We start from the raw sequence: 11,941 nt of genomic DNA on the forward strand, positions 1-11,941 counted from the left end.
TCGAGGACGGCTGTTCGGTTGATTGAATATTGGTATACCATAATACGGAATATCCGCAAAATATTTCTGACCGACACTTCGAACAAGGAAGGCGCAAGCAATGAACATAAAACAAAAACTGACTCTGGCGTTTGCGGTAATCGCCAGCCTGCCGGTGTTACTGGTGGCGGCGCTGATCATCCTCAATGTCCGCGAGGGCGCGCGCGACACCTTTACCGACAGCACCGGGCGCGAAGTGCGTCAGGTGGAGAACGCGATGCAGCTGTTTTTCGAGGGCATCAGCCAGAACGTTGCCTATCTAGCCGAGCATCCGCAACTGCAGAGCATCGACACCAGCCTCAAACGCTACCTGAGCAGCGACGCCGCGAAAGTGCCGATGGGGCCGCAGGATCAACAGCTGTTCAAGCTGTTCGACGGTCTGGCCAAGGCGCACCCGGCCTATACCTATCTGTCCGTCGGCACCGAGCAGGGCGGTTATCTGTTCTGGCCGGGCGATGCGAAGTTGGCGAACTACGATCCGCGCACCCGGCCCTGGTACAAAACCGCGATGGCCAATCCCGGCAAAACCCTGCGCACCGAGGCCTATTACTGGGCGGCGGATGCCGTGGTGCTGGTGAGCACTGTGCGCAGCTTCAACAACCAGTTGGGCAGCAATGCTGGCGTGGTCAATATCGATGTGTCGCTCAAGCAGTTGACCGACCTGGTCAAGCAGATTCGCCTCGGCGAGAGCGGTTATCTGATGCTGATGGAAGCCAACAACACCGTGCTGGTGGACCCGAGCGATCCGGCGCACAACTTCAAGAAACTCAGCGATCTCGGTGACGGTTATCAGCAACTGGCCGAGGCAGGCAAAGGGCTGGTCGAGGTGCAATTGGCCGGCGAGGATTACATGGCGTTGGTCTGGCCGTCGCAGGCGTTGGGCTGGCGGTTTGTCGGCTTGGTCAAGGCGAGCGAAGTTATGGCCGGGGCGACTCGTTTGACCTGGCTGATCGGCGCTATCGCTGTGGTTTGTGCGCTGCTGTTTGCGATGGCTGGCGCGTGGTTTGCCGGACTGATGGTCAAGCCGATTCGTGGTGTCGCCAGTGGTCTCGAAGGTATTGCTCAAGGCGAGGGCGATCTGACTGCGCGACTGGAAGTCCGTGGGCAAGACGAAACCGCGCAACTGGCCGGCTGGTTCAATCAGTTTCTTGAAGCTATTCGCACGTTGATTCAGCGTATCGGCCAGGCGGCAGGGCAGATTCACAGTAGCTCTGGCAGCGCCACTGAAGTCTCGGCGGAAATGGCCGACGTCGCTTCGCGTCAGCGTGAGGCGGTGGACATGGTGTCTACGGCGTTTCACGAAATGGTCGCCACTTCCAACGAGGTTGCGCGCTCGTGCAGTCAGGCGGCCGACTCGGCAGACAACGGTCAGCGTCAGGCTCACACCGGGCAGCAGCAGATCGACGCGGCGGTGAGTAACGTCGGGCGCTTGAGTCAGGAGATCGGCCATAGCGCCGAGTCGATGCAGCAACTGGAGCAGGACAGCAACGACATCCAGTCGATCCTCGGCACCATCCGCTCGATTGCCGAGCAGACCAATCTGCTCGCGCTCAACGCCGCCATCGAGGCCGCGCGCGCCGGTGAACAGGGCAGGGGCTTTGCCGTGGTCGCCGATGAAGTCCGGGCGCTGGCCAAACGCACTTCCGACTCCACCGGTGAGATTGACGCATTGCTCGGCAATCTGGCGCGGCGCACCCACCAGATGGGCAAGCAGATGCACGCCAGCCTTGAGGTGTCACAGGAAACCGTGGTGTCGATCAACGAGGCGCGGGCGAGTTTTGAATTGATCCGTGAATCGGTCGACGTGATCCGCGACATGAACACGCAGATCGCCACAGCGGCGGAGGAACAGCATCAAGTGGCAGAGGACATCAATCGGCACATCAGCCAGATTCATGGCGATGCGCAGTTGGTGGCGAGCCTGGCGGATTCGACTCGGCAGGATGCGCAGAACCTGACGGCATTGTCGCAGACGTTGAATCAGTTGGTGAGCCGGTTTAGGACCTGACACGGTCGCCCAGGCAACACCAAAACCTGCGGGAGCGAGCCTGCTCGCGAAGGCGTCGGGTCAGTCAAAAATGTAACAACTGACCCATCGCATTCGCGAGCAGGCTCGCTCCCACATGGAATATCCGAGATCTGGTGAAATCACGCCACAACCGGTAACGCACCCATCTTGCCGTGGCAATACACCAGCGGCCCGGCGACCTGCTCGGGGACGATCAGGTTCTTCACCGCGCCGACCATGATCGCGTGGTCGCCACCTTCGTATTCACGCCACAACTCGCACTCAATCACCGCCGTGGCATTGGCGAGGATCGGGTTGCCCAGTTCGCTCAACGTCCACTCGATGCCCTGCGCCTTGTCCTTGCCTTTGCGGGCGAAGGCATAGGCTTCGCTTTGCTGCACGCTGGACAACAGGTGAATCGCAAAGCGTTTGTTCTTGATCAGCACGGGATAGGAGTCGGAGCTGTAGTTGGGGCAGAACAGCACCAGCGCCGGGTCCATCGAAAGTGAGCTGAACGCGCTGGCGGTCAGGCCGACGATCTGACCGTCGTCGTCCAGCGTGGTGATAACGGTGACGCCGGACGGGAACGAGCCCATGACTTGTTTGTAAATGGCAGCATCGATCATTGGGTGGTCCTCGGGTGGTGTGACGCGGTTTTTATGGTTTGTAGGTCTGATGGTATACCGTAATACATATCTTGCAAGAGCTTTTCTGGTGAACCGATAAACGCGCCACTTTCGTCGGAAACTCAATGTTTACGGGGCGTTCAGCTAGCCGGGCAGGGGCGGGATCAGCGAGGATAGCGGATCAGACAGCGACAGAATCAGCGGATCAGGCTTGTGCAAAGTTTGGAATACCATAATATGGTCTGCATCTGAGGGGCGACCCAAGAGTCCTCCCGGTTTGGCTTCATACAAAGATAAAAACAGACAAACTCGAGTTCATGCATATGTCCCAGATGTCCCGGCAAGATCCGTTGATCGAGAATCATACGGTCGATTACGTCCCACTCGCGGAACGCCACGGGAAGGCCCGCGATCTGTTCACTCTTTGGTTCAGCACCAACATCGCGCCACTGCCCATCGTCACCGGCGCCATGGTGGTTCAGGTGTTCCACCTCAATCTGTTCTGGGGGCTACTGGCGATTGCGCTGGGGCACATGATCGGCGGCGTGGTGATTGCGCTGGCCTCGGCCCAAGGCCCGCGCATGGGCATTCCGCAAATGGTCCAGAGTCGCGGTCAGTTCGGCCGCTACGGCGCGCTGCTGATCGTGTTTTTCGCAGCGCTCATCTACATCGGTTTCTTCATTTCCAACATCGTGCTGGCCGGCAAATCCATCGTCGGCATTGCGCCGTCTGTGCCAGCGCCGCTGAGCATTCTGATCGGCGCGCTGGCTGCTACGGCGATCGGTGTGATCGGCTACAACTTCATCCACACCCTCAACCGCATCGGCACCTGGGTGATGGGCGGTGCATTGCTCGCAGGCTTCATCTACATCTTCGCCCATGACTTGCCGGCAGACTTCCTGACGCGCGGCAGTTTCAACCTCTCCGGCTGGCTGGCGACGGTGTCGCTGGGGATCATCTGGCAGATCAGCTTCTCGCCATACGTCTCCGACTATTCGCGTTATCTGCCAGCAGACATCGGCATCGCCAAACCCTTCTGGGCGACGTATCTGGGCGCAACGCTGGGCACGATTCTGTCGTTCAGTTTTGGCGCGGTGGCAGTGCTGGCGACGCCGGAAGGCACTGAAGCGATGGCGGCGGTCAAGCAGTCCACCGGCTGGCTGGGGCCGATTCTGATGGTGCTGTTTCTGCTCAACATCATCAGCCACAACGCGCTCAATCTGTATGGCGCGGTGTTGTCGATCATCACCTCGATTCAGACCTTCGCCAGCCAGTGGACGCCGAGCATCAAGGTGCGCGTGGTGCTGTCGAGCGTGATTCTGGCCGGATGCTGCGTAGTCGCCCTCGGTGCTTCGGCGGATTTCATTTCCGAGTTCATTGGACTGATTCTCGCGCTGTTGCTGGTGCTGGTGCCATGGGCGTCGATCAACCTGATCGACTTCTACCTGATCAAGCGCGGCAACTACGACATCGCCTCGATCTTCCGCGCCGACGGCGGGATCTACGGGCGCTTCAACCTGCACGCGATCATTGCCTACTTCATCGGCATCATCGTGCAACTGCCGTTTGCCAACACCTCGCTGTACGTCGGGCCATACGCCAATCTGGTGGAAGGTGCTGACCTGTCGTGGCTGGTTGGCCTGGTGGTCACCGTGCCGTTGTATTACTGCCTGGCAACTCGCGGTCAGGCGCAGCAGAGCAGGGCGGCCAGACTCGGCTATACCGACTGATCCAAACTGCAACACAGCAATGCCCGGCCCAGTGCCGGGCATTTTTGTTTGCGTATTTCAGCGGTCACGGAAAATGGCCATATCGATCCCCTTTTGGCCTGCCGCCTACTGTCATCGCGCTACGCTGTCAGCAAGAATCGAAACCATAACAACAGGCTCGACTTTTTTTGCCCTTGGCTATCGTTACTGCCACTGCCGTGTACAGAACATAAAAACCATCGATCTCACGTCGCATTCGGGGAAACAACCATGGTCACGATCAAACGCATTCTGGGCGCCACCGTGTGTGGCCTGACGCTGCTGGCCAGCGCCGTCCAGGCCGAGCAGCGCGAACTGCGGGTGTACAACTGGGCGGATTACATTCTGCCGTCAGTGCCCAAGGACTTCGCCGAGCAAAGCAAGATCAAAGTGACCTGGGACACCTTTGACACCAACGAATCCCTGGAAGCCAAACTGCTCACCGGCAACTCCGGTTACGACCTGGTGGTGCCGTCCAACCAGTTCATCGAAACCCAGATCAAGGCCGGCGTGTTCCAGAAACTCGACAAGTCGAAATTGCCGAACTGGCAGCACCAGGATCCGGCGTTGCTCAAGTTGCTCGACGCCAACGACCCCGGCAACCAGTACGGCGTGCCGTACATGTATGGCACCGTGCTGATCGGCTTCAACCCGGCCAAGGTCAAGGCCGCCCTGGGCGACAACGCGCCGGTGGACAGTTGGGATCTGGTGTTCAAGCCCGAGAACATGGAAAAGCTCAAGGCCTGCGGCGTGGCGATGCTCGATTCGCCGTCGGAAATTCTGCCGCTGGCCCTGCATTATCTCGGACTCGATCCGAACAGCCAGAATCCGGCGGATTATGAAAAGGCCAAGGCCTTGATGATGAAGATTCGGCCGTACGTGACGTACTTCAACTCGGCCAAGTACATGACCGACATCGCCAACGGCGACATCTGTGTGGCGATCGGTTATTCCGGCAGCTTCTACCAGTTCGGCAATCGCGCCAAAGAGGCGGGCAACGGCGTGGTGGTCGACTGGCGTCTGCCGAAGGAGGGCGCGCCGATCTGGTTCGACACCTTCGCTATTCCGAAGAGCGCTAAGAACGTCGCCGAGGCCCACGAATTCCTCAACCACTTGCTCGACCCGAAAGTGATCGCACCGATCAGCGATTTCCTCGGTTACCCGAATGCCAACAAGGACTCGATGCCGCTGGTCAACAAGGACATCACCGACAACCCCAACCTGACCCCGACCAGCGAGGCGCTGAAAACCCTGTACGTGGTGCAACCGTTGCCGCAGAAAATGGAGCGGGTGCGCACGCGGGTGTGGACCAGTATCAAGTCCGATAAATAAGAGCACCGCACTTCAAATGTGGGAGCGAGCCTGCTCGCGAAAGCGGTGTGTCATTCAACTCCTACGTTGAATGATCCGGCGTATTCGCGAGCAGGCTCGCTCCCACAGGTGGGGTTGGGTGGTGTCATTCGGTGCGGCGTTCTGCCTCGCGGCTGGTCACCAGACTCAACAGCACCGAACCCAGAATCACCGACCCGACGATTGCCAGCGACCATTCCACCGGCATGTGGAACCACGGCATCAGCACCATCTTGCCGCCGATGAACACCAGCACGATCGCCAGCCCGTATTTGAGCAGGTGAAAGCGGTCAGCCATGTCCGCCAGCAGGAAATACAGCGCGCGCAGGCCCATGATTGCGAAGATGTTCGAGGTGAAAACAATGAACGGGTCGGTGGTCACGGCGAAGATCGCCGGAATGCTGTCGACGGCGAACATCAAGTCGCTGGCCTCGATCAGCACCAGCACCAGGAACATCGGCGTTGCCCAGCGCACGCCGTTCTGCAGGATGAAAAACTTCTCGCCGTGAAAGCCACTGGTGATGCGCATATGCCCGCGCACCCAGCGCAGTAACGGATTCTTTTCCAGATCCGGTTGATGATCAGCGAACACCAGCATTTTGATCCCGGTGATGATCAGGAATACGCCGAAGGCATACAGCAGCCATTCGAACTGCGACACCAGCCACACACCGGCAAAAATCATGATCGCGCGCATGACGATTGCGCCGAGCACGCCGTACAGCAGCACTCGTCGCTGCAATTCCGGTGGCACGGCGAAGTAGCTGAAGATCATCACGAAGACGAACATGTTGTCGATCGACAGCGACTGCTCAATCAGATAGCCGGTGAGGAATTCCAGGGTTTTCTGCCGGGCGATTTCACCGCCGAATTCACCGTGCAGATACCACCAGAGCAACCCGGCAAAACTCAGCGCCAACAGGCACCAGGCAACCACCCAGGCCGACGCTTCCCGCACCGACACCCGGTGCGCCTTGCGCCCACCGAAGACAAACAAGTCCAGGGCCAGCATGGCCAGAACGAAGATGATGAAGGCACCCCACATCCAGGGTTCGCCGATATTGATGTTCGTGGCAGGCATGGCACGCTCCCCTGTCTTTTTATTTGCAGCAAGCACATCTCCTGTGGGAGCGAGCCTGCTCGCGAATGCGATGGAACAGTGAAGTTGAGGTTGCTGACCCACCGCGTTCGCGAGCAGGCTCGCTCCCACAGGGATCATCTTCTCTTCTCGATCAAAGTCAGACGGGGCCATGCTAGCGACGGATCTGGAGCAAAGAAAAATCGTTTATTTCTGACTGACAGTTCGGCAAAAACGAAGTGTCAGCGGAAAAACTCTCCCGGCGTTTCGCCAAACTGCTGACGAAACGCGGCGATAAACGCCGAGGTCGAGTCGTATCCACAAGCCAGCGCAACATCGGTCACACGCTCGCCTTTCTCCAGCGGGGTCAGGGCGCCGAGCAAGCGCAAGCGCTGGCGCCAGGCGCGGAAGGTCAGGCCGGTGTCGCGCAAAAACAGCCGCGTCAGAGTCTTTTCGGTGACACCGAATTTTTCGCTCCAGTGGCTCAGCGTGGTCTGCTGTTCCGGGTGTTGCTCCAGGCTCTGGTAGATCTGCTTCAGGCGCGGGTCTTGCGGCAGCGGCAGCATCAAGTCGATGGTCGGCGCGTCGGCCAATTGATCAAGGATCACCTGGGCCAAGCGTCCGTCAGGGCCGCTTTCGTCGTATTCCACTGGCACCTGACTGAAGGCGCGAATCAACTCCCTGAGCAGATCGCTGACGCCGAGCACATGGCAATGCTCGGCGGCCCAACCGGTGACGCTGCTGTCGATGTACAGGCTGCGCATTTCCGTATGCGGTGCGCTGAACACCCGGTGCGGCACGCCGGCCGGAATCCACACCGCACGCTCCGGCGGCGCGACGAATCGGCCGGCGCTGGTCTGCACTTCGAGCACACCCTGAATCGCGTATGACAACTGCACCCACGGATGACTGTGGCGGCGGGTGAGGGCGCGATTGGGCAGCGATTCGGTGCGTCCATACACCGGGCGCGGCAGGCTGGGCAGCCCGGGAACACTGCGGCGAACGCTTTTGGCATGTCCTTTAGGCGGCATCTTGCGGCTCTTCGGCGTTAGTCGGTAATTGCCAGTCAAGTTAGAGTCGTCGACACGCACTGGCAACCCCCGAATGAATCTCATGACGCGCCCACGTTTTCTGCCCGATAACTTCACGCTGACCTTGATCGGCGTCGTCCTGCTGGCCAGCTTCCTGCCCGCCAGCGGTCAAGTCGCGGTCGGCTTCGGCTGGCTGACCAACATCGCCATCGCCCTGCTGTTTTTCCTGCACGGCGCCAAGCTGTCGCGCGAATCGATCATCGCCGGCGCCGGCCACTGGCGTCTGCATCTGCTGGTGTTCGGCCTGACCTTCGTGCTCTTCCCGATTCTCGGCCTGGCGCTGAAACCGCTGTTGTCACCGCTGATCGGTGATCAGCTGTACATGGGCATGCTCTACCTCTGCGCGTTGCCCGCCACCGTGCAGTCGGCGATCGCGTTCACTTCGCTGGCGCGAGGCAATATTCCGGCGGCGATCTGCAGTGCGGCGGCGTCCAGCCTGTTCGGGATTTTCCTCACGCCGCTGCTGGTGACGCTGCTGCTCAACGTCCACGGCGACGGCGGCTCGACCCTCGATGCCATCGTCAAGATCAGTGTGCAATTGCTCCTGCCATTCATTGCCGGGCAGATCGCCCGCCGCTGGATCGGCGCGTGGGTAGGGCGCAACAAGAACTGGCTGAAATTCGTCGATCAGGGCTCGATTCTGCTGGTGGTGTACGGCGCATTCAGCGAGGCGGTCAACGAAGGCATCTGGCAGCAGATTCCGTTGTTCGAGTTGCTCGGCCTGGTGGTGGTCTGCTGCATCCTGCTGACGTTGGTTCTGGTGGCATCAATTCTGTTGAGCAAAGCGTTCGGCTTCAATCAGGAAGACCGCATCACCATTCTGTTCTGCGGTTCGAAAAAGAGCCTGGCGACCGGCGTGCCGATGGCGCAGGTGTTGTTCGCCGGCAGCACCATCGGCGTGCTGATTCTGCCGCTGATGTTGTTCCATCAGATCCAACTGATGGTCTGCGCGGTGCTGGCGCAGCGCTATGCGAAACGGCCGGAGTCGGTGCCGGATCTGATGGCGCAGGTTGATCCGTAAAAGCGCTTCACAGCCCCGAATAATTGACCGCCGCTGCCGCCCGCGTCGGCACATCCAGCGTGCGCAGCAACGAAGACACATGGATGCGTACCGTGAACGGGGAGATATCCAGTTCACGGGCAATTTCCTTGTTGGTCTTGCCTTGCGCGATCAAACGCAGCACGTCCTGCTGACGCGGCGTCAGCGTCGTCGCGGTTTCCAGCGGCAACAAGCCGGACGGCGCCGACTTCACCAGTACTTCACCTTCACGGATCGCCAGAATCGCCTGACCGATTTCATCCGGTGCAATGTTCTTGCCGATAAAACCGTCAATGCCCGCCGCCATGACTTCACTGATCAGCGCTTGATCGTCAACCATCGACACCACGATCAGCGTGGTGCGCGGCAATCGTTGGCGCAAGTCGGCGAGTTGAGTGATGCAGGTCAGTCCGGGAAAGCGCAGATCGAGCATCAGCGTGTCCGGCTCGTTGTCCGGCACCAGCAGCTTGAGCACGGTCTCGAAGTCGCCGGCTTCTTCAAGCAACATCTCAGGCAGCAAGCGCTGCACAGTGCGCAACATTGCCTCGCGAAACAGTGGGTGATCGTCGGCTATGATGATCCGGCACGTCATGATGCGACCCTCCCTGGGTCAGGCGTGATTCAAGGCCTGCACCTTAGCACTGGACGCGAAGGTTGCCTGTAGGCTGCTTCCGAAACTGCAATCGCTGCACAAGGACGTTTCCCATGAAGTTCGAGAAAAACACCGAACTCGACCAGGCCAATCTGCGCATCATCATCGCCGCCATCGCGGTGGTTTACATGGTCGTACTGGTCTTTTTGCCGGGCCATCGCTTCGAGACCTACCTGCCGGTCATCACCTACATCAGTCTGTTCCTGCTGGCGTCGATCGTGTTTCGCCAGGCCATTGCGCGCTGGCCGGGGCATTATCCGGCGCGACGGATTTTCGCCATGGCCCACGATTACACCGGCACCTGTTTCGGGCTGGTGATCGGCGGCGAAGCGGCGTTGCCACTGTACGCGGTGATGGTCTGGGTCAATCTCGGCAACGGCATGCGCTACGGCTCGCGCTATCTGGCGATTGCCACCGGCCTTGCATTGGTGGCGCTGCTGGTGGTCTATCGCCTGACGCCGTATTGGCAGGCGCAGCCGTTCATGGTGCTGATGCTGCTGATCACCAGCACGGTGATTCCGTTTTATGCGCACTTGCTGTTGGAGCGTACGCGCAAGGCGTCCGAAGAAGCGCTGGCGGCGAATCTGGAAAAGTCGCGCTTCCTCGCGCAGGCCAGTCACGACTTGCGTCAGCCGATTCACTCCATCGGACTGTTTACCGCGTGCCTGCGGGAGTCGCGCCTGGGTGATGAAGAGCGGCGGTTGGTCGACAACATCGACCGCTCACTGCTCAACGTCTCGCAATTGTTCCGCTCGATTCTCGACCTCTACACCCTCGATAACGGCCGGGTTGAAGCGAAAATGCAAACGCTCAATCTCGGTGAATGGCTTGCGGACATCGTCTGCCAACATCAGGAAGCGGCACGTTGGGCGGGCGTCGAGCTGCGGCTGCGACCGTGCAACCACTGGGTCAGAACCGACCCGGCGCTGCTGGCGACCATGGTGCAGAACGTGCTCTCCAACTGCTTCAAATACGGCGCGCAACGACCCGTGCTGATCGGCGTGCGTAAACGTGGGGCAGGGCTGGCCATAGTCATCTACGACCGCGGCAACGGCATTGCCGAAGAGCATTTGCACAAGGTTTTCGAGGAGTTTTATCGCGTGCGGCAAGTGCGCGACAAAGACGTCGAAGGCGTGGGGCTGGGCCTGTCGATCATCAAGCGTCTTGGTGAACTGATCGATGTGCACGTTGCTCTGCGTTCACAGTTGGGGCGCGGCACAGCTGTGACGCTTGCGGGGTTGCCGATCGTGGCGGCGCCGCAGTCACCGGTGGTTCGCAGTGAAGCGCGGCAGGTGGGTTTGTTGACCGGGCTGAAGGTGTGTCTGGTCGAGGATGACCGCAACGTGCTGCTGGCGACTTCGGCGTTGCTTGAACGCTGGGGCTGCGTGGTGCAGGGCGAGTGGTCGGCTGAAGATCTGGTCACCGACTGCGACATCATCGTCGCCGACTATGACCTGGGCACTCACGCCACTGGCATCGAATGCATTGATGAAGTGCGCAGGCGGCGCGGTTGGGCGGTGCCGGCAATGATCATCACCGGGCACGACGTCGAGAAGATTCAGGCTGCCTTGCATGACCGCCAGATTGCGATTCTGTCGAAACCGGTGCGCCCGGCCGAGTTGCGCGCGACGTTGCGCACCCTGCGTGATCGACAAGGCGAAGCGGTTGAACAGATGCTGTAAAGGCCGATGTAAACGGGCGGCTCAGGAGCTCGCCCGTTATTTCGCGGCGATTATTGTGGGCTGTTGAACTGGTCGGAATAGCTGCCGGTCATCAGCGCCGATGCCACGCGATCAGAACCGACTCCGACCCGGGAGTAGGCCACTCGGTTGACGCCGGTGCGGTCGGCCCCATCCGCTGCCAATGCTCCGGCACCGACACGATCAGCTCCATCGGCAGCCACCGCGCCAGCACCGACACGATCAGCGCCATCTGCAGCCACCGCGCCAGCACCGACACGATCAGCGCCATCGGCAGCCACAGCGCCTGCACCGACGCGATCAGCACCATCGGCAGCCACAGCGCCGGCACCGACGCGATCAGCACCATCGGCAGCCACCGCGCCGGCACCGACACGATCAGCGCCATCGGCAGCCACCGCGCCGGCACCGACACGATCAGCACCATCGGCAGCCACTGCCCCGGCACCGACACGATCAGCACCATCGGCAGCGACTGCACCTGCGCCGACACGATCGGCGCCATTGGCAGCCACCGCCCCAGCACCAACACGATCACCCCCATCCGAAGCCAACGCCTGCGGTTCCGCCGCCAAGACATTCGGCACCACAACGCTGGCCGCTACCGCAA

General features: G+C 60.2%; 9 protein-coding genes and 2 pseudogenes. 6 read left to right on the top strand and 5 right to left on the bottom strand.

Going from position 1 to position 11,941, the window contains the following annotated elements:
• Positions 1-256 precede the first annotated feature (256 nt).
• Positions 257-1,141: pseudogene (locus tag ACYSTU_RS14095) on the top strand (cache domain-containing protein); the annotation flags it as partial.
• Positions 1,142-1,447: 306 nt separating this feature from the next.
• A pseudogene (locus ACYSTU_RS14100) lies at positions 1,448-2,047 on the top strand (methyl-accepting chemotaxis protein); the annotation flags it as partial.
• A gap of 140 nt (positions 2,048-2,187) precedes the next feature.
• On the opposite strand, the gene ACYSTU_RS14105 reads toward ACYSTU_RS14100, so the two are convergent.
• Positions 2,188-2,673, bottom strand: coding sequence for a flavin reductase family protein (locus tag ACYSTU_RS14105; protein ID WP_016775037.1), 486 nt, complete (start codon positions 2,671-2,673; stop codon positions 2,188-2,190).
• A 323-nt stretch (positions 2,674-2,996) separates the two neighbouring features.
• Here ACYSTU_RS14105 and ACYSTU_RS14110 point away from each other — a divergent pair, with 323 nt between their 5' ends.
• Positions 2,997-4,403: a purine-cytosine permease family protein gene (locus tag ACYSTU_RS14110; protein ID WP_016775036.1), complete on the top strand. Its 1,407-nt coding sequence runs from the start codon at positions 2,997-2,999 to the stop codon at positions 4,401-4,403.
• Between the two features lie 249 nt (positions 4,404-4,652).
• The gene (locus tag ACYSTU_RS14115; protein WP_016775035.1) at positions 4,653-5,753 is read left to right on the top strand and encodes a polyamine ABC transporter substrate-binding protein; all 1,101 of its coding nucleotides are present in this window, start codon (positions 4,653-4,655) and stop codon (positions 5,751-5,753) included.
• Between the two features lie 124 nt (positions 5,754-5,877).
• On the opposite strand, the gene ACYSTU_RS14120 is transcribed toward ACYSTU_RS14115, so the two are convergent.
• Entirely contained in the window at positions 5,878-6,852 is a 975-nt protein-coding gene (locus tag ACYSTU_RS14120; RefSeq protein ID WP_323164862.1) for a TerC family protein, read from the bottom strand.
• 239 nt (positions 6,853-7,091) lie between these two features.
• On the bottom strand, positions 7,092-7,880 hold the full coding sequence (locus tag ACYSTU_RS14125) for an AraC family transcriptional regulator (protein WP_016775033.1): 789 nt from the start codon (positions 7,878-7,880) through the stop codon (positions 7,092-7,094).
• Positions 7,881-7,962: 82 nt separating this feature from the next.
• Between ACYSTU_RS14125 and ACYSTU_RS14130 the strand changes: the two genes are divergently transcribed.
• Positions 7,963-8,961, top strand: coding sequence for a bile acid:sodium symporter family protein (locus tag ACYSTU_RS14130; RefSeq protein ID WP_041480047.1), 999 nt, complete (start codon positions 7,963-7,965; stop codon positions 8,959-8,961).
• 7 nt (positions 8,962-8,968) lie between these two features.
• On the opposite strand, the gene ACYSTU_RS14135 is transcribed toward ACYSTU_RS14130, so the two are convergent.
• Entirely contained in the window at positions 8,969-9,571 is a 603-nt protein-coding gene (locus ACYSTU_RS14135; RefSeq protein ID WP_498999424.1) for a LuxR C-terminal-related transcriptional regulator, read from the bottom strand.
• A 113-nt stretch (positions 9,572-9,684) separates the two neighbouring features.
• Here ACYSTU_RS14135 and ACYSTU_RS14140 point away from each other — a divergent pair, with 113 nt between their 5' ends.
• Positions 9,685-11,313 (top strand): ATP-binding response regulator, encoded by a 1,629-nt coding sequence (locus ACYSTU_RS14140; RefSeq protein WP_498999427.1) that lies wholly within the window; start codon positions 9,685-9,687, stop codon positions 11,311-11,313.
• Positions 11,314-11,404: 91 nt separating this feature from the next.
• Here ACYSTU_RS14140 and ACYSTU_RS14145 read toward each other — a convergent pair whose 3' ends face one another.
• Entirely contained in the window at positions 11,405-11,875 is a 471-nt protein-coding gene (locus tag ACYSTU_RS14145; protein WP_498999429.1) for a hypothetical protein, read from the bottom strand.
• Between the last annotated feature and the right edge of the window lie 66 nt (positions 11,876-11,941).

The sequence above is a fragment of the Pseudomonas glycinis genome, from assembly GCF_054871425.1.